The organism is Bradyrhizobium sp. i1.15.2 (assembly GCF_040548425.1).
In the GTDB taxonomy this organism is placed as follows: domain Bacteria; phylum Pseudomonadota; class Alphaproteobacteria; order Rhizobiales; family Xanthobacteraceae; genus Bradyrhizobium; species Bradyrhizobium canariense.
Genome location: NZ_JBEPRQ010000010.1, coordinates 78,219 through 102,577, shown reverse-complemented (window position 1 = coordinate 102,577; position 24,359 = coordinate 78,219). Strand labels below are relative to the sequence as shown.

25 protein-coding genes are annotated in these 24,359 nt (G+C 64.7%); 18 read left to right on the top strand and 7 right to left on the bottom strand.

The window, feature by feature from the left end:
* Positions 1 to 4: 4 nt before the first annotated feature.
* Positions 5 to 559: a biotin transporter BioY gene (locus ABIB80_RS19800; RefSeq protein ID WP_063992558.1), complete on the bottom strand. Its 555-nt coding sequence runs from the start codon at positions 557 to 559 to the stop codon at positions 5 to 7.
* An 87-nt stretch (positions 560 to 646) separates the two neighbouring features.
* Complete coding sequence (locus tag ABIB80_RS19795; protein WP_007591605.1) at positions 647 to 1,834, bottom strand: pyridoxal phosphate-dependent aminotransferase; 1,188 nt, start codon at positions 1,832 to 1,834, stop codon at positions 647 to 649.
* Between the two features lie 216 nt (positions 1,835 to 2,050).
* Here ABIB80_RS19795 and ABIB80_RS19790 point away from each other — a divergent pair, with 216 nt between their 5' ends.
* The 10 genes from ABIB80_RS19790 (at position 2,051) to aat (ending at position 11,999) form a co-directional block, all read left to right on the top strand.
* On the top strand, positions 2,051 to 3,454 hold the full coding sequence (locus ABIB80_RS19790; protein WP_007591606.1) for a M48 family metalloprotease: 1,404 nt from the start codon (positions 2,051 to 2,053) through the stop codon (positions 3,452 to 3,454).
* 108 nt (positions 3,455 to 3,562) lie between these two features.
* On the top strand, positions 3,563 to 4,330 hold the full coding sequence (locus tag ABIB80_RS19785) for a DsbA family protein (RefSeq protein WP_007591607.1): 768 nt from the start codon (positions 3,563 to 3,565) through the stop codon (positions 4,328 to 4,330).
* A gap of 248 nt (positions 4,331 to 4,578) precedes the next feature.
* Positions 4,579 to 5,454: a DUF1236 domain-containing protein gene (locus ABIB80_RS19780; RefSeq protein WP_007591608.1), complete on the top strand. Its 876-nt coding sequence runs from the start codon at positions 4,579 to 4,581 to the stop codon at positions 5,452 to 5,454.
* Positions 5,455 to 5,682: 228 nt separating this feature from the next.
* Complete coding sequence (gene aroQ / locus ABIB80_RS19775) at positions 5,683 to 6,150, top strand: type II 3-dehydroquinate dehydratase (RefSeq protein WP_007591609.1); 468 nt, start codon at positions 5,683 to 5,685, stop codon at positions 6,148 to 6,150.
* 37 nt (positions 6,151 to 6,187) lie between these two features.
* Positions 6,188 to 6,676: an acetyl-CoA carboxylase biotin carboxyl carrier protein gene (gene accB, locus ABIB80_RS19770; RefSeq protein WP_007591611.1), complete on the top strand. Its 489-nt coding sequence runs from the start codon at positions 6,188 to 6,190 to the stop codon at positions 6,674 to 6,676.
* Between the two features lie 60 nt (positions 6,677 to 6,736).
* Positions 6,737 to 8,095, top strand: a complete 1,359-nt coding sequence (accC, locus tag ABIB80_RS19765; protein WP_007591613.1) for an acetyl-CoA carboxylase biotin carboxylase subunit — start codon at positions 6,737 to 6,739, stop codon at positions 8,093 to 8,095.
* A 105-nt stretch (positions 8,096 to 8,200) separates the two neighbouring features.
* Positions 8,201 to 9,718, top strand: coding sequence for a sensor histidine kinase (locus tag ABIB80_RS19760; protein ID WP_007591615.1), 1,518 nt, complete (start codon positions 8,201 to 8,203; stop codon positions 9,716 to 9,718).
* Positions 9,715 to 10,155 (top strand): response regulator, encoded by a 441-nt coding sequence (locus ABIB80_RS19755; RefSeq protein ID WP_007591617.1) that lies wholly within the window; start codon positions 9,715 to 9,717, stop codon positions 10,153 to 10,155. Before ABIB80_RS19760 ends, ABIB80_RS19755 begins: the two co-directional genes overlap by 4 nt.
* Entirely contained in the window at positions 10,152 to 11,267 is a 1,116-nt protein-coding gene (locus ABIB80_RS19750; RefSeq protein ID WP_007591619.1) for a sensor histidine kinase, read from the top strand. The genes ABIB80_RS19755 and ABIB80_RS19750 overlap by 4 nt, the downstream gene beginning before the upstream one ends.
* Positions 11,268 to 11,318: 51 nt before the next feature.
* A complete protein-coding gene (gene aat / locus ABIB80_RS19745) occupies positions 11,319 to 11,999 on the top strand; it encodes a leucyl/phenylalanyl-tRNA--protein transferase (RefSeq protein WP_007591620.1) in 681 nt (226 codons plus the stop codon).
* 61 nt (positions 12,000 to 12,060) lie between these two features.
* Here aat and ABIB80_RS19740 read toward each other — a convergent pair whose 3' ends face one another.
* Entirely contained in the window at positions 12,061 to 13,107 is a 1,047-nt protein-coding gene (locus ABIB80_RS19740; RefSeq protein ID WP_007591621.1) for a DUF2155 domain-containing protein, read from the bottom strand.
* Positions 13,108 to 13,313: 206 nt separating this feature from the next.
* Here ABIB80_RS19740 and lipP1 point away from each other — a divergent pair, with 206 nt between their 5' ends.
* Complete coding sequence (lipP1, locus tag ABIB80_RS19735) at positions 13,314 to 14,261, top strand: LipP1 family hormone-sensitive lipase (protein WP_354128153.1); 948 nt, start codon at positions 13,314 to 13,316, stop codon at positions 14,259 to 14,261.
* Positions 14,262 to 14,274: 13 nt separating this feature from the next.
* Positions 14,275 to 15,291 carry a hypothetical protein gene (locus ABIB80_RS19730; protein ID WP_007591623.1) on the top strand — a complete coding sequence of 339 codons (1,017 nt, stop codon included), beginning with the start codon at positions 14,275 to 14,277 and terminating at the stop codon, positions 15,289 to 15,291.
* A 78-nt stretch (positions 15,292 to 15,369) separates the two neighbouring features.
* On the opposite strand, the gene ABIB80_RS19725 is transcribed toward ABIB80_RS19730, so the two are convergent.
* Together ABIB80_RS19725 and ABIB80_RS19720 are read right to left on the bottom strand one after the other, a co-directional pair.
* Positions 15,370 to 15,546, bottom strand: a complete 177-nt coding sequence (locus tag ABIB80_RS19725; RefSeq protein ID WP_007591624.1) for a hypothetical protein — start codon at positions 15,544 to 15,546, stop codon at positions 15,370 to 15,372.
* A gap of 164 nt (positions 15,547 to 15,710) precedes the next feature.
* Positions 15,711 to 16,652 (bottom strand): GlxA family transcriptional regulator, encoded by a 942-nt coding sequence (locus ABIB80_RS19720; RefSeq protein ID WP_007591632.1) that lies wholly within the window; start codon positions 16,650 to 16,652, stop codon positions 15,711 to 15,713.
* A gap of 91 nt (positions 16,653 to 16,743) precedes the next feature.
* Between ABIB80_RS19720 and ABIB80_RS19715 the strand changes: the two genes are divergently transcribed.
* Entirely contained in the window at positions 16,744 to 17,430 is a 687-nt protein-coding gene (locus tag ABIB80_RS19715; protein ID WP_007591634.1) for a DJ-1/PfpI family protein, read from the top strand.
* Between the two features lie 493 nt (positions 17,431 to 17,923).
* Here ABIB80_RS19715 and ABIB80_RS19710 read toward each other — a convergent pair whose 3' ends face one another.
* Complete coding sequence (locus tag ABIB80_RS19710) at positions 17,924 to 18,331, bottom strand: NADH:ubiquinone oxidoreductase subunit NDUFA12 (RefSeq protein ID WP_007591635.1); 408 nt, start codon at positions 18,329 to 18,331, stop codon at positions 17,924 to 17,926.
* A 247-nt stretch (positions 18,332 to 18,578) separates the two neighbouring features.
* Between ABIB80_RS19710 and ABIB80_RS19705 the strand changes: the two genes are divergently transcribed.
* From ABIB80_RS19705 to ABIB80_RS19695, 3 genes are all read left to right on the top strand, one after another.
* The gene (locus ABIB80_RS19705) at positions 18,579 to 19,250 is read left to right on the top strand and encodes a BA14K family protein (RefSeq protein WP_007591636.1); all 672 of its coding nucleotides are present in this window, start codon (positions 18,579 to 18,581) and stop codon (positions 19,248 to 19,250) included.
* 239 nt (positions 19,251 to 19,489) lie between these two features.
* Entirely contained in the window at positions 19,490 to 19,912 is a 423-nt protein-coding gene (locus ABIB80_RS19700; protein WP_007591637.1) for a response regulator, read from the top strand.
* Positions 19,909 to 22,161: a CHASE3 domain-containing protein gene (locus ABIB80_RS19695; protein ID WP_007591638.1), complete on the top strand. Its 2,253-nt coding sequence runs from the start codon at positions 19,909 to 19,911 to the stop codon at positions 22,159 to 22,161. Before ABIB80_RS19700 ends, ABIB80_RS19695 begins: the two co-directional genes overlap by 4 nt.
* Here the strand turns inward: ABIB80_RS19695 and ABIB80_RS19690 are convergent.
* Complete coding sequence (locus ABIB80_RS19690; RefSeq protein ID WP_007591639.1) at positions 22,158 to 23,093, bottom strand: arginase family protein; 936 nt, start codon at positions 23,091 to 23,093, stop codon at positions 22,158 to 22,160. The genes ABIB80_RS19695 and ABIB80_RS19690 overlap by 4 nt on opposite strands.
* Before the next feature lie 337 nt (positions 23,094 to 23,430).
* Between ABIB80_RS19690 and ABIB80_RS19685 the strand changes: the two genes are divergently transcribed.
* Together ABIB80_RS19685 and ABIB80_RS19680 are read left to right on the top strand one after the other, a co-directional pair.
* Positions 23,431 to 23,658: a hypothetical protein gene (locus tag ABIB80_RS19685; RefSeq protein ID WP_007591641.1), complete on the top strand. Its 228-nt coding sequence runs from the start codon at positions 23,431 to 23,433 to the stop codon at positions 23,656 to 23,658.
* Between the two features lie 429 nt (positions 23,659 to 24,087).
* Positions 24,088 to 24,282: a hypothetical protein gene (locus ABIB80_RS19680; protein WP_007591646.1), complete on the top strand. Its 195-nt coding sequence runs from the start codon at positions 24,088 to 24,090 to the stop codon at positions 24,280 to 24,282.
* Positions 24,283 to 24,359 lie beyond the last annotated feature (77 nt).

Sequence of the window (24,359 nt, the reverse complement as noted above, 5' to 3'; positions counted from 1 at the left end):
CGCTTTACCCGCGATCGACCACCCGGCGTATCGCCGGCATCAACGTCGCGCCCAGCGCGTTCTTGACCAACGACGCCGCAACGAACGGCATCAGGCCGACCTGCCAAGCCTTTGCGGCGCCAAGGCCGAGGCCAAAGGCCAGCCAGCCAAAGCCCGCGGCCAGAATGAGGATGTGGCCGACGGCCATGGCCGCAAACAGCAGCATGACGCTGCGATCCCAGCCGCGCTCGGCGAGCCAGCCGGTGACGAAGGCGGCGCCAATGAAGCCGAACAGATAGCCCGCGGTCGGGCCGACCAGCGGTGCGATTCCACCAACGGGACCGGCGAACACCGGCAGGCCCATTGCGCCCTCGGCGAGGTAGGCAATCATGGTTGCGCTGCCAAGCCGCCAGCCATAGGCGGCGCCGATCATCAACACGACCAGCGTCTGCAATGTCATGGGCACGTAAGGCAGCGGCAGGTTCACCTTGGCTGACAGCGCCATCAAGGCGGTGCCGAGCGCAATCAGCACGACGGCGCGCAAGGCGCCGACGGTTTCACCGGGCCGGACTGGCCACATCAATGCGGCGAGAGGAGAATGCGTGGCGGTAGACGGGACGGAACGGTCAGACAAGTTGCACTCCAGAAGGCTGTCGAAAACTGGCGGCTATTTAAGCCAGTGAGCGATCCGGTCAACTGCTTCCCGCATCTCCGCAGCCGAACGCGCATAAGAGAGCCGTATGAATGAACGGCCATGGATGGGATCGAAATCGAGCCCCGGCGTGACCGCGACATGGGCCTGTTCGAGCATCTGCTTGGCGAAGTCGAAACTGTCTGAGGTGAAATCCGAGACATCCGCATAGAGATAGAACGCGCCGTCGGCCGGCAGAAACCTGGTCAGGCCGGCCTTGGGCAATCCCTCGATCAGGATGCGCCGGTTTTCCTGATAGCCGTGCTTGATCTCCTCCATCTCGGCCGCGCCGTCGAAGGCCGCTTCGGCCGCGATCTGCGACAGCGACGGCACCGAGATCGACAGGTTCTGCTGCAGCCGCTCGATCGGCCGCACCAGAATCTCGGGCACGACCATCCAGCCGACGCGCCAGCCCGTCATGCAGAAATACTTCGAGAACGAGTTGATCACGAGCGCGTGGTCCGACAGCGCCGCAGCCGTCACCGCGGGAAACGCGTAGTCGAGCCCGTGATAGATCTCGTCCGAGATGAAACGGATGCCCGCGTCTTGCGCCGCAGCGATCAGGCCTGCGAGCGCCTCGCGGGACATCATGGTCCCGGTCGGATTGGCCGGGCTGCCGACCAGCACGCCCTTCAGCGGCGCCTTGCGATGGGCGACCAGCAGCGCCTCGCCGGTCAGCGCATGGCGCGTCTCGTTCGTAGTCTCGATCAGCACCGGCTCGCAGCCGAGCGCGGTGAGAATATGACGGTACGGCGGATAACCCGGCACCGTCACGGCGACGCGGTCGCCCGGCTCGAACATCGCCAGGAAAGCCAGAATGAACCCGCCGGAGGAGCCGGTGGTCACCACGATTCGCTCGGGGCTGACATCGCAGCCATAGGCATCGCGATAATGCCGCGCGATGCGCGCGCGCAAGGAGGGGATGCCCAGCGCGGAGGTATAATCGATCCGCCCTGCCTCGAGCGCCGCATGGGCGGCCGCAATCGCGGTCTTCGGCGCGCCGGCGGCGGGCTGGCCAACCTCCATGTGGATGACATGGCCCCCGGCCGCCTCGATCCGGGCCGCCGCGGCCATCACGTCCATCACCATGAACGGGGGAACATCGCTACGGCGGGAGGGCTCAAGCCACTGCCCCAACCGGTTCCTCAAGGTCGCATCGTGCATCGATTTCTGCTATTCGCTGGCGGACTGATCCGTCCGGCCTGAGAACGGGGTTCTTGCGCCCCAGACTGGCCGCATTGTACGGCTCATAAGGGGAACGGCTCAAAAGGGCATATCGCGTATCCGGTCCGCCGCCAATCGCCAAAACCAATCACTGAACTGCTCGACCAAGAATGCTTGACCAGCCTGCTGACAAGATCCTTTGACCCAGACCGCTTGATGTTGTTCCAGATCGCATTGCGCAAGAAGGCCACCGCCCTCATCTCCCTCCTCGCGGCGGCTGCGATCGCGCTGACGCCGTTCTCGGCCGCGCATGCGCAGGCCAAGGGGCCGCCGGTCCTGCGCGACACCGAGACCGAGCAGCTGCTGCGCGAATACACCCGCCCGATCCTGCGCGTCGCCGGTCTGGAGAAGCAGAACATCCAGATGGTGATCGTCAACGAGGGCTCGTTCAACGCGTTCGTCGCCGACGGCCGCCGCATCTTCGTCAATTACGGCGCGATCCTCCAGTCGGAGACGCCGAACCAGATCATCGGCGTGCTCGCGCACGAGACCGGGCATCTGGCCGGCGGACATCTGTCCAAGCTGCGCGAGCAGCTCGCCAATGCCCAGACCCAGATGATCATCGCCATGCTGCTCGGCGCCGGCGCGATGGCCGTGGGCAGCACCCGCGGCAGCGGCAGCGCCGGCAACAATGGCCTTGCCAATGCGGGAGCCGCCGCCCTCGCCGGCCCGCAGGAGATGATCCGCCGTACGTTGCTGTCCTACCAGCGGCAGCAGGAGGAGAACGCCGATCGCGCCGGCGTGAAATTCCTGACGGCGACCCAGCAGTCGCCGAAGGGCATGTACGAGACCTTCAAGCGCTTCACCAGCGAGAGCCTGTTCGCAGCACGGGGCGCCGATCCCTATCTCCAGTCGCACCCGATGCCCGCCGAGCGCGTCGCTTCACTGCAGGAGTTCGCCAGCGCCAGCCCCTATTGGGACAAGAAGGACGATCCCGCGCTTCAGCTGCGCCACGACATGGTGCGCGCCAAGATCTCCGCCTTCATGGAACGGCCGGAGACGGTGTACCGCCGCTATCCCCTGACCAACGACAGCCTGCCGGCGCGCTACGCCCGCGCCATCAGCACCTATTTGCATGGGGATTTGCGCAGCGCGCTCACCCAGATTGACGCGCTGATCCAGGTCCAGCCCAACAATGCGTATTTTTACGAGGTGCGCGGCCAGGCCCTGCTGGAGGGCGGCAAGCCGGCCGAGGCGATTCCGGCCCTGCGCAAGGCTGTCGCACTTTCGAACAACGCGCCCCTCATCGAGATGTTACTTGGGCAGGCTCTGGTTGGGTCCGATAATAAGGCCTACACCGATGACGCCGTTCGGATTCTCCGGGCCGCGGTGGCACGGGAACCGGAGGCCGTGCTCGGCTACATGCAGCTCGCGATGGCCTATGGCCGGAAGGGCGACTATGCCGAGGCCGATCTGGCGTCGGCGCAGGCCGCTTATCTGCGCGGCGACAACAAGACCGCCCGCGAGCTTGCGACGCGCGCGAAAACCCGTTTCGCCGTCGGCACACCCGGATGGGTCAAGGCCGACGACATCGTGGCGTCGAAACCGCCGCGCAACTGACCAGAACGACGCCTTACGCCACGACGCCTTACGAAACGACGTCACGACACCGAGCTTAAGTCCGCCGGGACGTTTTCCGAAACCTGCTTTGGATAAGAGGATTTGCCTATGCCTTCGCTGCGCCTGCTTGCTCCCGCGCTGTTTGCGCTCGCCATGTTCGGCGCAGCCGTGCCCGCGTCGGCCGACAGCTTCTCCGATGCCCAGCGCACGGATATCGAGGCGATCGTCAAGAACTATCTCGTCACCCATCCCGAGGTGCTCGAGGAAGCGATGACCGAGCTCACCAAGCGCCAGGCCGCGGCTGAGACGCAGAAGCACGAAGCCAGCGTCGCCCAGAATTCCGATGCGATCTTCAATTCGCCGCGCCAGGTCGTGCTCGGCAACAAGGACGGCGACGTCACCTTCGTCGAGTTCTTCGACTACAATTGCGGCTACTGCAAGCGCGCGATGGGCGACATGCTCGACCTCATGAAGGCCGATCCGAAGCTGAAGGTGGTGCTGAAGGAGTTTCCGGTGCTGAGCCAGGGCTCGGTCGAAGCAGCCCAGGTCGCCGTCGCGGTGCGCATGCAAGATCCCTCCGGCAAGAAGTATCTCGATTTCCACCAGAAGCTGCTCGGCGGTCGTGGGGCGGCCGACAAGGCGCGCGCACTTCAGGCGGCCAAGGAAGCCGGCCTCGACGTCGCGAAGATCGAGAAGGACATCGGCAGCGCCGAGGTACGCACCACCATCGAGGAGAACTTCAAACTCGCCGAAGCGATGGGGATGAACGGCACGCCGAGCTATGTCATCGGCAAGCAGATCGTTGTCGGCGCCGTCGGTGTCGAAAGCCTGAAGGAAAAGATCGCTGTGGCCCGCTGCGGCAAAGCGACTTGCTAATTAGCCGACTTGTTAACAAGGCGACCTGCTGACAAGGCGACTTGCTGATAAGCGATCTGCTCTACAACTCACGCATGCAAAAGGCCGGCTGAAACGCCGGCCTTTTCATTGCGCCGAAATCTGGCGCGCGCATTCATCTGGCATTCAACAAACAAAAGCCCCGGAACCACCGAAGTTCCGGAACAACTCAAATCTCCTTTCGTTGTCGGCGCGGGCAATGACGCAATTGAACACGTGAGGAGAATTCCATGTCTAACCGCTTTATGATCTCGGTTGCCACACTCGCGCTCGTCGCGGGCACCGGTCTGGCGAACGCACAGGGCACCATGAACCGCGACAGCGGTGGCGGCGCCGGTGGTGCGCAGATGCAGCATTCGCAGCCTTCCGGCGGCGCCGCCGAACGCGGCGGCTCGATGGGTAAGGAATCCGCCCATGAGAAGGGCACCGTCGGCCAGGCTGGTGGCTCCAGCAGCATGAAATCCGGCACGTCCGCCGAGGACAAATCCTCCGGCGCGACCAAGGACGAGCACTCCGGCCGCGAGATGAACAAGAACGCGGCTGAGGACAAGTCCGGCGCTACCAAGGGCCAGCGCACCGACGAACGCGCGCAGGGTCAGCAGGACAAGTCCAAGAGCATGAGTCAGGACACGAGCAAGGACTCGAGCAAGACCGGCGCCAAGGACCAGAAGGACATGAAGGCTGAGGGCGCCAAGAGCGGCACCAGCAGCACCAACAATGCCGAGAACCAGAAGGGTACCGAGACGCGCACCAACCAGAACGCTCAGGGCCAGACCGGCACCAGCACCAACCAGAATGCGCAGGGTCAGAGCAGCACCAACACGACGGTCGGTCAGGCCGGCGCGGGCGCCAAGCTCTCGACCGAGCAACGCACGCAGATCACCTCGGTGATCCGCGAGGAGCATGTGCGTCCGGTGACGAACGTGAACTTCTCGATCTCGGTCGGCACTCGCATTCCGCGCGAGGGCGTCGAGCTGCACACCCTGCCGTCCCGTGTCGTGACGATCTATCCGGAATGGCGGACCTATCGCTACGTCCTGGTCAAGGACGAGATCGTGATCGTCAATCCGGACACCTATGAGATCGTGGCTGTCCTGAACACGTAAGACGATACCCGGCAACCATCGGGGGCGGGCAGCAATGCCCGCCCCTTTGCCGTTCGGCCGGCAGCCATGCTTCGGACTGGTTAACAAGCAATTTCCGTAGCTTGCGCACAGATTTTTGCACCCCGGATGAGGCATCTGAAGCCACCTCGGAGGTCCTTCAAGGCTTCCCCTCACGCGCTTTGTTACCTATAACCCCCGCCACGCCGAAGCACCTCTTGCGGGATTGGAATGGCCGAACCAGCAACCGACACGATCCTTGTCCTGAACGGGCCGAACCTCAACATGTTGGGGACGCGCGAGCCCGAGAAGTACGGGCATGCGTCGCTGGCCGACGTTGAGGCGCTGTGCCGGGAGACGGCGGCCACGTTCGGCCTCAAGGCCGACTGCCGGCAATCCAACCGCGAAGGCGAGCTGATCGACTTCATCCACGAGGCACACGCCCGCAAGATGAAGGGCATCATCATCAATGCCGGCGGCTATTCGCACACATCGATCGCGCTGCACGACGCGCTCCTCGCGGTGCAGATCCCGACGGTCGAAGTGCACGTCACCAACATTCACGCCCGCGAGAATTTCCGTCATCACTCCTACACCGCGCGCGCGGCCTTCGCCTCGCTCTGCGGTTTCGGCATCGAGGGCTACCGCCTTGCCATTCAGGGCCTTGCCGCCAAGCTCGGCATCAAGCCCAAAGCCTGACGCTCCCCCTTCACACAGAACATTCGGATCAAACAACATGGCGCGCCAGCCAGACGACAAAGCAGCCGCAAAGTTTTCCAGCGAGGATTCCGCCCTCGTCCGCGAGCTCGCCTTGCTGCTCGATGAGACCAGCCTCACCGAAATCGAGATCGAGCGTGCCGGCCTGCGCCTGCGCGTCGCCCGCAACATCAGCGTCGCCGCGACCATGCCGATGCAGATGGCGGCCGCTCCCGCTGCCCTCCCGGCGGCCGCAGCTGCCGCCGCGCCTGCCGCTGCCGACCTGTCGAAGCATCCCGGCGCCGTGACCTCGCCGATGGTCGGCACCGCCTATTGGGCGCCGGAGCCCGGCGCCAAGCCGTTCATCGAGGTCGGCAGCAAGGTCTCGGTCGGCCAGACGCTATTGATCATCGAAGCCATGAAGACCATGAACCAGATCCCCTCGCCGCGCGCCGGCACGGTGACGCAGATCGTGATCGAGGACGGTCAGCCGGTCGAGTACGGCGAGCCGCTCGTGATTATTGAGTGACGGTCGAGGGCGACCTCATCGCCCTCGCCGCTTTCCGCGCGTCAGTCCAATAAGGACACCATGTTCGACAAGATCCTCATAGCCAATCGCGGCGAGATCGCCCTTCGCATCCTCAGGGCCTGCAAGGAGCTCGGGATTGCGACCGTCGCCGTGCACTCCACCGCCGACGCCGATGCCATGCATGTGCGCCTGTCGGACGAGAGCGTGTGCATCGGACCGCCGGCGTCCAAGGACAGCTATCTCAACGTCCCCGCGCTGCTCGCGGCCTGCGAGATCACCGGTGCCGATGCCGTGCATCCCGGCTACGGCTTCCTGTCGGAGAACGCGCGCTTCGCCGAAATCCTCGCCGAGCATAATCTGCATTTCATCGGCCCGAAGGCCGAGCACATCCGCCTGATGGGCGACAAGATCGAGGCCAAGAGGACGGCCAAGAAGCTCGGCATTCCCGTGGTGCCCGGCTCCGACGGAGGGGTCGGCCCCAACGACGACGCGATGGCGATCGCCAGGAAGATCGGCTTCCCCGTGCTGGTCAAGGCCGCGGCAGGCGGCGGCGGTCGCGGCATGAAGGTGGCCGAGAGCGAGGCCGATCTTCAGGTCGCGCTGTCGACGGCGGCCAACGAGGCCAAATCCGCCTTCGGCGATGCCTCTGTCTACCTCGAGAAATATCTGCAGAAGCCGCGTCACATCGAGATTCAGATCCTCGGCGACGGCCGCGGCGGCGCGATCCACCTTGGCGAACGCGACTGCTCGCTGCAGCGACGCCACCAGAAGGTCTGGGAGGAAGGCCCCTCGCCCGTGCTGACCGCGGCTGCACGCGCCAAGATCGGCGAGACCTGCGCCAAGGCGATGCGCGAGATGAAATATCTCGGCGTCGGCACGATTGAATTCCTGTTCGAGGACGGCGAGTTCTACTTCATCGAGATGAACACGCGCATCCAGGTCGAGCATCCCGTCACCGAGAGCATCACCGACATCGACCTCGTGCTGGAGCAAATCCGCATCGCCGCCGGCGGCGACCTGCCGGCGAAGCAGGAAGAGGTCCAGGTCATCGGCCACGCGATCGAGTGCCGCATCAACGCCGAGAATCCGGAGACCTTTCGTCCTTCGCCCGGCCGCATCACGCAATATCACCCGCCCGGCGGGCTCGGTGTGCGGATCGATTCCGCGGTCTATCAGGGCTACACGATCCCGCCTTATTACGACTCGCTGGTCGGCAAGCTGATCGTGCACGGCAAGACCCGCGGCGAGTGCCTGATGCGGCTGCGCCGGGCGCTGGACGAGATGGTGGTCGAGGGCATTGAGACCACCCTGCCGCTGTTCCGCGCTCTGGTGCGCGAAGACGACATCATCAACGGCGACTATCACATCCACTGGCTGGAACAATATCTTGCCGGCAAGGCGGAACCCGCCCCGAAGTAGCCGTCCCTGCCTATGGAACCCTTTGGCCCCAATCGCGTTTGGCACGATGGGGACAGTTCCGAGGGGGCGTTTTGAAGTCCGCAATCCTGATCGAGCGAGACCGTCGTGATCGCTGACGCGCAGCGACGGCGTACATTCTGGCAGATCCTGCTGTTCGCAGCGGGACTGCTGGTGCTGACCGTGATCAGCGCCGGCTCCGTCTACCTCGTCAACAAGGCGAGAGACGACAGCAAATGGGTGATTCACACCATCGAGGCGGAGAACCAGATCAACGCGCTCCTGCTGGAAATCCGCCGCGCCGAGAGCACCGCCCGGGGCTACCTTCTGACACAAGGCGAGGATTTCAAGGTCGACCATGACAAGGCCGTGGCAGCGATCATCCCGGCTCTCGACAGGCTCACGCGCCTGATCGGCGACAATCCGGAGCAACGCCAAAGCATCGAGAAGCTGAGCGCGGCGATCGAGACCAGGCTCGGCCAGTTCGTGCAGGAGATGGATTTCATCCGGAAGGGCGAGCCGGAGAAGGCCGCAGCACTGGTCCGCGAGATCGCCTCCACGGACACCACGGCCGCGATCGCCAATGTCGCGACCGGGATGATCCAGGAAGAAGAACGGCTGTTCCGGCTCCGAACGGTCAATTCGGACCACAGCCAGACCCTGGCCGCGTCGATGACCGGCATCGGCTCCGGCCTCGTCGTGCTGCTGGCCCTGATCTCGATCTGGCTGGTGCGGCGCTCGGCCCTTGCCCGCGACGATGCCGAGGGACGCCTGCGCGATGCCAATGTCAATCTGGAGGCCGTGGTAGACGAACGCACGGGCGATCTGCGCGAAGCCAACAACGAGATCCAGCGCTTTGCCTATATCGTCAGCCACGATCTGCGCTCGCCACTCGTCAACATCATGGGCTTTACCAGCGAGCTCGAAGAGCTCGGCGGCGACATTTTCCGCCGTATCGGCAGCCTCACCCATGTCCCGGCCGACGGGCCGCCGTTGCCGGACGGCGAGATCGCACTCGAAGGTCCGGACAAGCAGCTGTCAGAGGATTTTTCCGAAGCGCTGGGCTTCATCAAGTCGTCGATCGCCAAGATGGACCGCCTGATCTCGGCGATCCTCAATCTCACCCGCGAGGGTCGGCGCGAGTTCCAGCCGCAGAAGATCGACACGCGCGAGCTGATCGAAGCCATCGTGTCGACGCTGGCGCATCAGGCCGCCGAGGCGCAGGCGGACATCCATGTCGCGCCGCTGCCGGATCTCGTCAGCGACCGCCTGGCGCTGGAGCAGATCTTCTCCAATCTGATCGACAACGCCATCAAATATCTCAAGCCCGGCGTCGCCGGCGAGATCAGAATTCGCGGGCGCACCAAGCTCGGCTACGCTATCTTCGAGATCAGCGATAACGGCCGCGGCATCGACCCCAAGGACCACCAGCGGATCTTCGACCTGTTTCGCCGCGCCGGAACCCAGGACAAGCCCGGTCAGGGCATCGGTCTTGCGCATGTGCGTGCACTTGTGCGTCGCCTCGGCGGCACCATGTCGGTATCATCGGAACTGAATACGGGCAGTACCTTCACCATCACGCTGCCCATCACCTGGAACGCCAGCAACCGGAACGCGGATCAATGACCCAACCCGTCAGCATCATCATGATCGAGGACGACGAAGGACACGCGCGGCTGATCGAGCGGAACATCCGTAGGTCCGGCGTCAACAACGAGATCATCTCCTTTGCCAACGGCACGGACGCGATGAAACATCTGTTCGGCCCCGATGGCAGCGGGCTCGTGCAGAAGGGCAATGCGCTCCTGATCCTGCTCGATCTCAACCTCCCCGACATGACCGGGATCGACATTCTGAAGCAGATCAAGGAGAACAAATATCTGAAGGCCTCGCCCGTGGTGGTGCTGACCACCACCGACGATTCCCAGGAAATCAAACGCTGCTACGAGCTCGGCTGCAACGTCTACATCACCAAGCCCGTGAACTACGAGAATTTCGCCAATGCCATCCGGCAGCTCGGCTTGTTCTTCTCGGTCATCCAGGTCCCGCCCGCCGCCTCATGAACCAGCGCATGCCCACATTGCTCTACATCGACGACGACGGGGCGCTTGCGCGCCTGGTCGATCGCGGCCTGACACGGCGCGGCTTCAAGGTCGTTCACGCCGCGAGCGGCGAGGAAGGCCTCGAGCTCATCCGCCGCGCGGGTGCGCAGGACAGCATTGACGGCGGCATCGACGTCGTGGCGCTCGATCAGTACATGCCAGGCCTCGACGGACTGGAGACGCTGGAGCAGATCATGGCGATCCCAGGCGCGCCGCCGGTGGTGTTCGTCACGGCGTCGCAGGATTCCAGCATTGCGGTGACGGCGCTGAAGGCGGGCGCGGCCGATTATCTCGTCAAGGACGTCAAGGGCGACTTCATCCCCCTGCTTCACGTCGCGGCCGAGGGCGCGCTGCGCCAGGCCGAATTGCAGAAGGCGCGCGAGGAAGCCGAAGCCGAGATCCATGCCTCGCGCGACCGCTACGCTGCTCTTGCAGCCGAACGCGAACTGCTGCTGCGCGAGGTCAACCACCGCGTCGGCAACTCGCTGCAGATCATCGCCTCCCTGCTGCACCTGCAGGCCAGCTCCGCCGCGCAGGACGAGGTCAAGGCTGCGTTGACCAATGCGATGGGCCGCGTCGCCGCGGTCGCGCAGGTGCACCGCCGCCTCTACACCTCGCAGGACCTGAAGAGCGTGGTCCTGAACCAATATCTGGACTCGCTGCTCGAGGATCTCAGGCGGTCGGCCGAGGGCAACCGGATGTCGCGCCTGACGCTGAAGGCCGAACCGATCGAGATCGATCCGGACCGTGCGGTCGCCGTCGGCATCATTGTCAACGAGCTGGTGATGAACGCGGTGAAATACGCCTACCCTGACGGCGCCGGCCCGATCCATGTCGAGCTGACCTCGCAGGGCGACGATCTCCTGCTGTCGATCAGCGACGATGGCGTCGGCGACAACGTCAAGGCCGATCCGCGCTCCACCGGCATGGGCCAGCGCATCGTCGCTGCCATGGCCACCAAGCTCGACGCTTCGGTCGAGCGCGACCCCACCCATTCCGGAACCCGAATCATGTTGAGGTTCCGCCGTGTCCCGGCTGCCGCCGACAAGCCGGCTGCTGCCGCAGCGAACTGATCTGCTCCCGCCCATCGCAACCGCATTGCGATCCTGCTATTGTCGCGAGCCATGACTTCGCGCGACTCTGCCCCATCTGAAATCACGCCAGCCGTGCTGCTGCGCGCCTATGCCTGCGGCATCTTTCCGATGGCCGAAAGCGCCGATGATCCGACCCTGTTCTGGGTCGAGCCCGAGTTGCGCGGCGTCATCCCACTCGACGGATTTCGCGTGGCCTCGCGGCTCTCGCGCACCGTGCGTTCGGATTCATTTCGTGTGACCGTCAATACCGCCTTCAAGGCCACGATCGCCGGCTGCGCCGCGCCGCAGGCCGGGCGGGAGGACACCTGGATCAACAAGCGCATCCGCGACCTCTATGGCGGGCTGTACGAGCTCGGCCATTGCCACAGCGTCGAGGCCTGGCAGGGCGAAGACCTCGTCGGCGGGCTCTACGGCGTCAGCCTGGGCCGGGCTTTTTTCGGCGAGAGCATGTTCCACACTGCGCGCGATGCCTCCAAGGTCGCGCTGGTGCATCTGGTCGCGCGGCTCATCCATGGCGGCTTCGAGCTGCTCGACACCCAGTACGTCACCGAGCACCTGAAGAGTTTCGGCGCGGCCGAGATTTCGCGGCGGCGCTACACCGCGCTGCTCGACAAGGCGCTCGCGGGCGAGCCCGGCGATTTCCTGAGGCTCTCCGCCGGTGAAGCGATCCCGGGTGCACGCGCGCTCGAGATCATCGCCGCGCGGCAATAATCAGCAATTGCCTGCCAAACCCGGGGCGATTGGCCTAGCGACCAAACGCTGGGGATTTGGCCTAGCGGCCAAACCCGGGGATACCGAACAGACCCGGCCGCTGCTCGGGCGGCGGAGGTGGCGGCGGCGGTGCCGGCTGCTGCTGCTGGATCGGCGGCAATTGCTGCGGCGGACGCTGCTGCACCTGCTTGGGCGCGGCCTTCTTCTGCGCGGGCGGCGGCGGTGCTGCCGGCTTGGTGCCGGGATCCGGTGCCGCGGTCGCAATCGTTTGCTGCGGCTCTTTGCAGTCGGTGAGCCAGATATCGTAGATCGGGTGCTCGACGCCGTGCAGGCCCGGACTTGCCGCGTACATCCAGCCCGAAAAGATGCGCTTCACCTCACCCTGCAAGGTGATCTCGTCAACCTCGACGAAGGCGTCGGTGTTGGCGGCCTCGGTCGCCGGCCGCGTGTAGCAGGCGTCGGTTTTGACGCGCAGCGCACCGAACTGCACCGTCTCGCCAATCTCCTCGTCGAAATTGATGATGCGCCCGGTGATCTTGTCGAGGCCGGAGAAGGTCGCTTTCTTGTTCACGATCTTCTGGGCCGGCGGCTCGGTGACGACCTCGTCGCCCGGCTGAAGGCTCGCCGGCGTCTGCGGGACGGCGCCGCCCGGCCCGCCCTTCTGCTGGGGCTGGCGTTGACCGGGCGCACCCGGGGCGCCTTGCGGATTGGTCGGAGCGACCGCGACGGGCGGCGGCTGGTTTGGCGGAGCGGCGCTAGAACCGGGCGGCGGCGCCAGAGGCTGGGTCTCGACAGGCCCCGGCATCACATTGCCCTGCCGACCCGGCGGCGGCGCCATCGGACGCGATGGCAGCACACGGCCCTGCGGCGGCAGCTCCGGCACCTCTTCGTCGTCATCGGGAATCTGCGGCTGCGGCTGGGGCTGGCCACGCGGAATGTTACCGGGCGGCCGCAGCGGCGGCGGATCGGAGAAGATCGTGCCGATCTGCGCCTGCGCCGGCGTCGCAGCCGTCAGTGCGGTGGCGGCCAGAAGCGCCGCAAGACCTGTCAGAGTAAATGTTCGAAACATCTCGCGCGGCTTCAACAGCGAATCGGGCTTGCTGGACATTCTACAGGGGATACCGCCGCTCGCAGGCCATCCGGTTAACACGGCGAATACGGCGGGGGAAGGGCGGCACCCCTGCCCTTCCCGGCCCGGTCTGGCCAGATCGGCCCCCGGATGGGATAGTCGAGCACTCCTCCCAGGGGTCAGGCGGGCATCGCCCCCGAAAACGACGTCCAACGAACAATCAGAAACCCGCAAGGTCGCTTCCCATGCCCGTTGTGCTCGATCCCGATGCCGCCGCCGTCTACAAGGCCTTCCAGGAGGCCGGCCGGCCCGCCTACGAGAGCCTGACCGCGCCGGAAGCGCGGGCCTATTACGCGCAGGCGCGCTTTGCGACCAATCCCGAGCCACCGGACCTCGCACGCATCACGCCGCTGTCGATCCCGGCACCGCACGGCGCCATTCCCGCACGCCTCTATGTTCCGAAAGAGCCGCGCCGGCATGATGGCTTGTCCCCAGCGCTGGTGTTCTTCCACGGCGGCGGCTGGGTGATCGGCGATCTCGACTCCCATGACGTCGTCTGCCGCCAGCTCGCCGACGCCGGCGCGCTGATCGTGATCTCGGTGGACTACCGCCTCGCGCCCGAGCACAAATTTCCCGCCGCCATCGATGACGCGATCGCCGCGACCAAATGGGTCGCCGCCAACGCGCGCGAACTCGGCATCGACGCCTCCCGGCTTTCGATCGGTGGCGACAGCGCCGGCGGCAATCTCGCCGCAGTCGTCGCGCTCGCCGCGCGCGATGGCAACGGTCCCGCCATCGCGGGCCAGTTGCTGATCTACCCGGCGACCGATTTCGCGATGACGCACGGCTCCCACAGCGAGGCCGAGACCAGCGTGCTGCTGACACATTCGGTGATCCGCTGGTTCCGCGACCATTATCTCAACGGCGCCGCCGATATCCACGACTGGCGCGCCTCGCCGGCACGGGCGACGAACCTGGCCGGCCTGCCGCCGGCCTATGTGCTCACCGCCGGTGCCGATCCCCTGCGCGACGAAGGCAACGAATATGCCGAGCGGCTGAGGCAAGCGGGTGTGCCCGTGGCTACCAAGCATTATCCCGGCCAGTTCCACGGCTTCTTCACCATGGGAAAATTGCTGCGAGAGGCCAATGTCGCCGTGAGCGAGATCGGCACGTGGCTGAAAGGATTGGGCTGAGACGCCATTCCCGATGACGCCCGCTCTTCAAAGCATCTTCGCCCTCCCCCTGCGCGGGCTGACATGGCTTGGCGGTCAGGGCACCCGCGCGGTGGCGGCCGTCGTGTTCATCGCGCTCGCCGTGCCGCCGCTCGGGGCGTTGCTGCGCCCCTACGTCACCGAGGCGATCTTCGTTCTGCTCTGCATCTCCTTCATGCGGGTCGATCTCGCCGCGCTCACCGGCCATCTCCGCCGGCCGGCGCTGGTGGCGGCCGCGACCGTCTGGACCATGATCGGCGTGCCTGTGATCGTCGGGCTGATCGTCCACGTCACCGGGCTCACGGCGCGCGCGCCCGACCTTGCGCTGGCCTTGATGCTGCAGAGCATGGCCTCGCCGATGATGGCCGCGCCGGCGCTGGCCGCGCTGATGGGCCTCGACGCCACGCTGGTGCTGGTCACGCTGGTGATCGCGACCGCGCTGGTGCCGTTCACGGCATCGCTGTTCGCAAGCCTGTTCCTCGATGGCATGCTCAGCATCTCGCCGCCTGCGCTGGGGCTGAAGCTGCTCGGCATCCTCGCAGCATCGCTGCTGGCGGCGACTGTGATCCGACACATCTTCGGTGCGGCCGCGATCCAGCGCCACAGGCAGCCGATCGACGGCTTCAACATCGTCATCCTGCTGGTCTTCGCGACCGCGATCATGGGCGACGTCGCGAGCGATCTCGTCGCCCGGCCGGTCTCCACCATCGGCTTCGCCGCGCTCGCCTTCGCGATTTATTTCACGCTGCTCGCCGTCACCACGCTGCTGTTCCGCCGCATCGGCTACGAGCGCGCGCTGGCGCTCGGGCTGATGGTGTCACAGCGCAATCTGGGCCTGATGCTCGCCGCGACCGCCGGCGCGCTGCCGCCCACCACCTGGCTCTATTTCGCGATGACGCAGTTTCCCATTCACCTGGCGCCCTACATGCTGATGCCGATCGCGCGGCGCTTGACGGCGCGCGCACAGGCCTCGGGCGCCGCGGCAACCGGCGGCAAGGCCGCATCGGGCTGAATCAACACGCAAGTCTTGCCAACACGCAAGTCATGCCCGCTCTGCCGTCGCGAACCGCTGGTGACCAGGCGAATGTCGTCACGCAGGACGCCAATGTCCCTTGTGAATGTCGAACTTCACGGCGCCTTCGTCACGCATCTTCAACAGGAGCGATTGACAGTCGTCCTGGTTCTTGATGTTCACGCGCTTCATGACTTCGAAAGTCTTCAGGGGCTTTTCGCGAAGGGCAATCAGAATCTTTTCTCGATCAGTCATTGGAGTTCCTTGCATCGGTATCGGCGACGGTACGTGTTGTAGACATCGTCTACAACGGGTGCATTCGCTTGACGAGGTCCGTTCCGGGCCAAAAGGCGGAAGACCGGGCATTATGCAAGTCTGCTCACCCGCTCAAGCGGGCTCTCTAACTCGATCAATTCTCCCTACCCGGCCCTTGCCGCGCGCCGCAGCGCTTGCGGCGGCTGACCGAAGGCGCGGATGAAGGCGCGCCGCATGCGCTCGGGATCGCCGAAGCCGGTCGCCTCCGCGACGAGCTCGATCGCCTCGCGCGAGGACTGGACGCGCTCGCGCGCGACCTCGATGCGCAGCCGTTCGATGGCCTTCGAGGGCGTCGTGCCGGTCTCGGCGGCAAAGGCGCGGGCAAAATGCCGCGCGCTCATGCCGGCGCGGTCGGCGAGATCTTCCACCGTCAAGCGGGCGTCGAGGTTCTCGCGCGCCCAGGATAGCAGCGCACCGAAGCGGCCGTTCGGCGTCTTCAATTCCAGAAGTGACGAGAATTGCGACTGGCCGCCGCTGCGGCGATGATACAGCACGAGCTGCCGCGCGACCTGTTGCGCGATCTCTTCGCCATAATCCTCCGTCACCATCGCGAGCGCAAGGTCGATGCCCGCCGTGATGCCTGCCGACGTCCACACATTGCCATCGCGCGTGAAAATCTGGTCCGGCTCGAACTTCACCTTGGGATAGCGCGCGACGAAATCCCGCGTGCGTCCCCAATGCGTGGTGGCGCGACGGCCGTCGAGCAGACCCGCTTCGGCCAGCACATAGGCACCCGAGCAGACGCTGGCGACCCGCACGCCGCGCCGCGCCAGCCGCTGCACGAAGGCACGCGTGACCTCGCAGCGCGCGGCATCCGTCACGCCCGCGCCTCCCGCCACAACCAGCGTCGTGATCGCATTCGCCGACTTGAAGTCGCGCGCCATCATCTCGACGCCGGACGAGCTGCGCACGGGCCCCGCGTTCACCGCCAGCACGCGGATCCCGGTCACCGTCTTTCCCGTGCAGCGCGCCGCGATCTCGAACACCGAGATCGGGCCGGCCGCATCGAGCAACTGGAAGTCCGGGAAGATCAGGATGCCGATCATGGTCATGTCCGAAAGCGAGGGAAATACGCCATTTTGGACGGAAGGGCATCATGAGAGGCTGCGTCCGTCAAGCTCATAATTGGAGGCTCTCATGTCGTCCCCGTTCCAGATCGGTCTCTTGGTGTTTCCGCGCGTCACCCAGCTCGATTTTACGGGTCCTTTGCAGGTGTTCTCGTCTCTGCCGGGCGCGAAGCTGCATCTGATCTGGAAACGGATCGAGCCGGTGCCGAGCGATACCGTGCTGACGCTGACACCGACCATGACGTTCGCCGGTTGCCCGCAGCTCGATGTGATCTGCGTGCCCGGCGGCCGCGGCACCGACGATCTGCTCAATGACGAGGAGGTGCTCAACTTCCTGCGCAGGCAGGCCGAAGGCGCCAAGTATGTCACCTCAGTCTGCACGGGATCGCTGGCGCTCGGCGCTGCCGGCCTCCTGAAGGGCTACCGCGCCGCCACGCATTGGAGCGCGATGGAGATGCTGGGCCAGTTCGGCGCGACGCCGACCAAGACGCGCGTCTGCATCGACCGCAATCGCGTTACGGGCGGCGGCGTCACCGCCGGAATCGATTTCGCGCTGACGCTGGTGTCGATCCTGGTCGACCGCACGACGGCGGAAGCGATCCAGCTCGGGATCGAATACAATCCGGCGCCTCCGTTCAATTCCGGTTCGCCGGATACTGCGTCAGCCGACGTGCTGGAGCAGGTCAAGCAACGGATCGCGCCGAACCAGGTCCGCCGTCTCGAAGCCGTCCAACGGGCGGCGGAACGGGTGATGTAGTTGCTCGCGTGTCCCGGACGCGGCGCGGCACGCAGTGACGCTCCGCAGAGCCGGGACCCAGGAAGCCACGCGGGTGCTGATGCATGGGCCCCGGCTCTGCAGCGCATCGCTGGAGAAGCGCTGCGCTGCGTCCGGGGCACGAGACATCCACAAGCCCCAACAGAAAAAGGCCGCCCGGTTTCCCGAGCGGCCTTTCCTGTCTTACGGCGGCTGCACATTTCATCGGGCGATTTCGGAGCTTCCAGACCGGGGGCCTATCTCCCGATCGAGTCCTGGTCGGCGGCCGCTGCATTTCGGGACAGTCGCGAGCTGTTGCCCGAACCGAACGCGATGGTCTCCCATCTCCGTAAGATGCGACCATTGAGCCGCATCGCTCGCGTGGCTGCAATCAGCGCGCGGGACTCATCCCCGCTGTTCCCGTTGTCCACAGCAAAGCGAGGCGGATGCGGGTGCATCCACTCCCACGACAAGAATTCAGACCGGGATCAGACGCCTAGCTCGGCGTCCAGGGCTGATAGTCGCCGGTCGCCTTCGGCCGCTTGCCGCTGGCGAGCGTCGAGCCCGAGGGACGGTAGGCGTTGGCCGTGCCGGTGAGATTGGGCTGGTGCGGCTTTTCCCACTCGCGCGGCTGGTAATTGTCCTGCGTCGGCGGCACGTCGACGGTGTGATGCATCCAGCCGTGCCAGGACGGCGGGATACGGCTGGCCTCGGCATAGCCGTTATAGACCACCCAGCGCCGCTCGAAGCCGAGCGTCGGGTCGATCACCCCGCCACGGGTGCGATAATAGAGGTTGCCCTGCTCGTCCTGGCCGACCAGCTCGCCATAGCGCTTGGTCCAGAGTTGGGTGCCAAACGTCTGGCCATTCCACCAGGTGAAAAACTTGAGGAAGAACTGTTTCATGCGGCAAGGGCCCTGCTTCGTCGGGTCCTGATGCCATCCGGACGGCGAAATGTCCAGTTCGGCGCGGGCGGCGGTGCCCCGCTGCAGATGCGGTCTACCGGCACGGAACGCTGCCGCAAATCGGACGCGATCCGTTCATGCCGGATACAGCGTCGCCATGAGAACTTTTCGTCGCACGCAAACCCCCGTGATCCCAGGAACTCCGGCCCTTTCATGGGGTTTGCTTCCGGGAAAAGGAGTTTTGATCATGAAAAGTCTGAAAGTCTTGAGCGCGGCTGCGGCAGTGGCGTTGGTTCTCCCGTTGGCGACGCCGAGCTTCGCCCAGAGTCGGGCCGCAGCGGTCGGAGGCGGAGCACACTTTGGCGGCGGTGGCGGCGGTGCCCACTTCGGCGGCGGCGGCGCTCACTTCGGTGGTGGCGGGGCTCACTTTGGTGGTGGCGGCGCCCGCATGGGCGGCGGCAATTTCGGCGGCGCGCGGATCGGTGGCGGCGGTGGCAATTTCGCCGCCGGCGCAGCGGTACGTCCCGGCGGTGGCAGCTTCGTAGGCGGCATGGCGAGCCGACCGGCCTTCTCGCCGTCCTACAGCGGGACACGCAGCGTCGCGACTGCGGGCAACTGGCAGGGCGGTAGCGGCAATTGGAGTGGTCGTCACTGGCATCACCGTCACGGCGGCGGCTTCTGGCCCGGCTTCGCAACGGGTGCTGCGATCGGCGGACTCGGCTCCTACGCCTATTACGGCGGCGGGTATTATGACGATCCCTACTACTATGGCGACAGCTACTATGATGAACCGTCAGTGGCAGTCGTGCCCGATAGCGGTGGCGATTCCGCGGGCTACTGCGCGCAGCGCTACAAGTCCTACGATCCGGCGTCGGGCACCTATCTCGGCTATGACGGCCAGCGTCATCCCTGCCCGTAACACGACCTGCTGCACTTGAAGAAGAAGGCGTCGCAGCGATGCGGCGCTTTTTTCATTCAGGCACGTCACCTGTGTCGCTCGCCTCGTCTTCGTCATCGGCGATGCCGCGCACAATCGATGCGAGTGGACCTCTATTCACCGCACCGTGCATATCCACCCTTATCCAATCCCAAATTGACCCGACGCGCGATTCACCTGTATCAACTTGGCTGTGGGGACTTCGATGACTGGGAAGTGTCATGCCGCGCATTCTCGTGGTTGATGACGATCCGATGGTCGGCGCGACCATCGAGGTCCTCCTCCAACGTCAGGGCTTCGACGTCACGTTGACTGACGGCGGAGAAACGGGTTTGGCTGCGCTCGAAACTCAGAATTTCGACGTGATGCTGGTCGACATCTTCATGCCGCACATGCGCGGCTTCGAGTCCATTCGCATCTTTCACGAGCGCGCGCCGGCGGTTCCGCTGATCGCGATGTCCGGCTACGCCTTCGCGTCGTCCGCCTCGCCCTCTCCCGACTTCCTCCGGATGGCGCTGGAGCTCGGCGCGACCCGCTGCCTGCGCAAGCCGTTCACGCCGGACGCGCTGCTGACCACGATCCGGGAATGCATCGCCGAGCCGGGCGATGGCTCACAGCCGAAGGACAAGAAAGAAGCCCCTTGATCCCAACGCAGCGCGTCATTCTCGGTGCTGGACTTGCCATCCTCCTGATCATCACCGCAGCCTCGATCGGCCTCGACGTCAAGTCACGGTCCGATGCGGCCTGGGTCAATCATACAGTCGAGGTGCTGAAGAAGATCTCCGACCTGCGCGTGCTGATGCGCAGTGCCGAGAGCGCCGCACGCGGCTACGAGATCTATCGCAACCCGAGCTTCAGCGAAGAATTCCAGGCGGTGCACGCCCGGATCGCACCGGCACTCGCCGATCTCAAGCGCAGCGTGCGCGACACTCCCGAACATGTCGCGCTGCTCGAGGGCACCGAGCCGCTGGCGCTGCGCCGGATTGAGATCGCCGCCGAAGTGATGCGCCTGCGCGCCGGAAACGATCAGGCCGGGATTGCCGCGGTCCAGGGCAAGGGCGAGGGCCGTGGCCTCATGGACACGGTGATGGGCAATTTCGATCATTTGAGCGCAGAGGAAGAACGACTGCTCGCGGCGCGCTCCCAGGATTCGCGCCGCACCGGCATCGTGCTGCTCGGCATCGACGTCGCCGGCGCGCTGGTGATCCTGCTGCTGGTCGTGATGATGATGCGTGAGAGCCGGCGCACCGAGGGAGCACTCAAGAGCACGCTATTGGAGACTACGGCCGCCAAGCAGCAGCTCGAGGCCGCAGTGGCCGAGCGCACCGAGCATCTGGTCACCGCGCATGACGAGCTGCGTCTGTCGGTCAACGTGCTCCAGAGCACGTTTCACAGCATGGCGGAGGCGGTGCTGGTCATCGATGCCGAAGGCAATGTCCTTCTGTCCAATCCCGCCGCGGAGCGCATGCTACTGCACCGGACCGGCATGAACCTGCGCAATCTGCGCGCGCTGTCCAGCGTGTTTCACGGCGACGGCGTCACCCCGCTCAAGCCCGACGAGCTGCCGTCGGCACGCGTGCTGCGCGGCGAGCCGTTCGAGAATATGGAGATGATCGTCCGCCCGCACAGCGGCAATCCTTCCCGCCATCTCATGATCAGCGGCCGGCCGATGCTGGACGGGCAAGGCAACGTCTCCGGCGCGGTGCTGGTTTATCACGACGCGACCACGTCGCGCGAGACCGAGCGGCAATTGTACCAGTCACAGAAGCTGGATGCGATCGGCAAGCTCACCGGCGGCGTCGCGCACGACTTCAACAACATGCTGACCGTGATCTCCGGCAATACCGAGACGCTGGTGGCAAGCCTGAAGCAGCAGCCCGAGCTCCAGCGCGTGGCGCGCCTGATCGACGAGGCCGCCGAACGCTGCGCCGAGCTGATCCAGCATCTGCTCGCCTTTGCGCGCAGGCAGCCGCTGCAGCCGCGCAACGTCGAGATCAACGCCGCGGTCGCGGACATCGCGAAACTGCTGCGCCCCACCCTCGGCGAGCAGATCGAGATCGAGACCGTGCTCGAACAGGGGCAGATGACCGCGCACATCGATCCGTCCCGCCTCACCAATGCTCTGCTCAACATGGCAATCAACGCCCGCGACGCCATGCCGAACGGGGGCAAGCTGCTACTCGAGGCCCACCGCGTCGTGCTCGACCAGGCCTATGCGCAAAACAATCCCGACGTGCGGCCCGGCCCTTACGTGATGCTCGCCGTCAGCGACACCGGCACCGGCATGCCGGCCGAGGTGCAGCAGCAGGCGTTCGAGCCGTTCTTCACCACCAAGGAGGTCGGCAAGGGAAGCGGCCTCGGCCTCTCCATGGTCTACGGCTTCGTCAAGCAGTCCGGCGGCCACATCAAGATCTACAGCGAGGAAGGCCACGGCACCACGATCAAGCTCTATCTGCCGCCGGGCGAAGGCATGGCCGAGGTTGCCCCCACCACGACTCCGCAGGCGGAAGGCGGCGCCGAGACCATTTTCGTGGTCGAGGATGATCCGCTGGTGCGCAACTTCGTCACCGTGCAGCTCCAGAGCCTCGGCTACCGGACCGTCGCCGCGCCCGACAGCAAGGCCGCGCTGGAGTTGATCCAGGCCGGCCAGCCGTTCGACCTGCTGTTCACCGACGTCGTCATCCCCGGCGGCATGAGCGGGCGCGCGCTCGCGGACAAGGTGGCGACGATCCGCCCCGGCGTGAAGGTGCTCTACACCTCCGGCTACACCGACAACGCCATCGTCCACCATGGCAAGCTCGACGACGGCGTCATGCTCCTGACAAAACCCTACCGCCGCAACCAACTCGCCGAGATGATCAGGAAGGCGCTCGGAAACATGCCGGCCGGCTAGCGTTTGTGCTTGGCAACACATCCAATGGCGTTGCAGATGATCCGCGCTGCGCAGATCGCCCCAATGTTCTGCACATCACGCTCCGGCACCAATTCGACCAGATCGAGACCGACAATTCTGGCCTTCGAGGCGACGCCCGCGATCATGTCTATGACGTCGAAATAGGACAGGCCGCCAGGCTGCGGCAGAAGCACACCCGGAATGACGGACGGATCCAGGCCGTCGCAGTCGATCGTGATCAGGCAATTCGCGTTTTCCTCGATGGCACTCAGGACGACATGAACGCCCCGGCTTTTGACCTCTCGTGCTGTAAAAATCCTGGAGCCCCAATTCCGCGCGCAACTGAGCTCCTGCGAGCCCGAGCCGCCGATACCCCGTAAACCAACCTGCACAATGCGTTCGACCCAAGGCAACTCGCTGGCGCGCCGCATCGTACTGGAAAAAGTATGTGCTGAGCCGTCGCGCCGGTCCTTCCAATCCAGATGCGCGTCGATCTGCAGGATGGTCAGCTTGCCCATGTCTTCGAACGCCCCGAAGAACGGTATGGGCACTGAATCATCTCCGCCCAGCAGCATGGGTACCGCGCCGGACCTCAGGATCTTTTTGGTGGCCGTCCTGATTGCATTCCGGTTTTGCTCGGAGGCATCGGGTGACGTGGCAAGATCGCCGCCATCAACGACCCGGATTTGCTCCGGGTCGAGCAGGATTCCGTCCTGGTCGAAATCCCACCTGGCAAGGTCGGTCTGGTAAACGCGCAACGCATTGCGAATGGCCGCTGGGCCGTTCGCGGCATGGCTCGTCCTGCCCTTCAAATGCGGCGTGGCATCCGCAGCTCCGAAGATGACAATGTCGGCTTCGCCAAGAGTCAGCGGAACAGGCAGAGCAAGGTCGCACGCCGCGACGCCGAGGAATGTATTGCGCTCGCTCGCCATAACCGTCTCGATAGGGGCACTCAGTCCGGGCGACAGAGCTAATCCGCAACGCTTGGACCAGTTCCTGACTTGCTCTTGGCCTGACGCCGAGCCGAACGGTCGAAGCCGCTCTCGCCTAGGACGTGACCTCGTAAACGTCGGGCTTACCAAGGCAAAGCGGAAGCTCCCACCCTGGGCGTGATCCGCGGCTTGTGACCACAGCGGACTCTCGCGCGTCGAGCTGCCCCTAAAGGAGTGGACGAGTCGGCGGGCCGCTTTCTTCTGGAACCAAATTAAATTGATTTAATTTAGTTATTGTGATTTAATTTTTGGGCTTACCTCTGGACGGAGAAAACGCATGCCGGATCAGGACGACCGTCGCGAGTTCTTAAAAACCTGCGGAAGGTTCGCGGCGGTGACGCCTCCAGCCATCACCCTACTCCTGTCGACATCCCTCACATCGGATGCAATCGCGAAGTCGGGCGCAGGCGCGGTCCACCACGACCATCACCATCACGGTAACAACGGCTGGGGCAACGGCGGCGGAGACGGCAGCCCCAACGGCAAGGACGATAGAGGCCGCTGAGACGACGACACACGGCCTCCGGAAGGAGACACAATGCAGCCCAGGCGCCGCGACGTAGATTGGCATTTCGCCGGCTTCGTTGTTTCGATGATCTGGCTGGCGGTCGTTGCTGCCGCTCTTCTTGCAGTGCTCTTCCGAGGGCACCCTTGAGGAGTTATGAAGTACATTTTCATCGCGGTCGGCTGCTGGCTGCTGCTGAACGTGCTCTTCGTTGTGCTAGTCACTCCGCCGCGTAGGCGCCGGCCGCGACAGCTTGCTCGCACGATTGATGCAGTCAAGAAATTCATTTTCAGCAGACGGCAGCCCCCTACCTGACGAGGGCAGTGCCGCGCTGCAAAAAACGACAGTAAGGCTGGCTGTTTATTTCCAGCGACGCCGCACCGCAGCTCGCTGTATCGTTCCGTTTTTCCAACAGCGGATTTGATTGCCATGCACCACATCCAGAGTACGCATATTGCCGCGATATTGAAACTGACCGCCCAGCAGCTTGAAGCACTCCGCACCCGCCCAGAGATCCAAAAGGAATATTCCGAAATCCTCGTTTTGAGAGAGAAAATAAAACTGGCGACCGATCTGAAGAAGGCTCGCCGGCAGCTCCTTACTCGGTGCCTGCCAAGCGCCTGAAGCGAGAGAACTCCACCCGTTCCTTGCGCTGTGAGGCTCGAGCAAGGAGCTGCTCGTTGGCATTCCCGCTTGTGGAC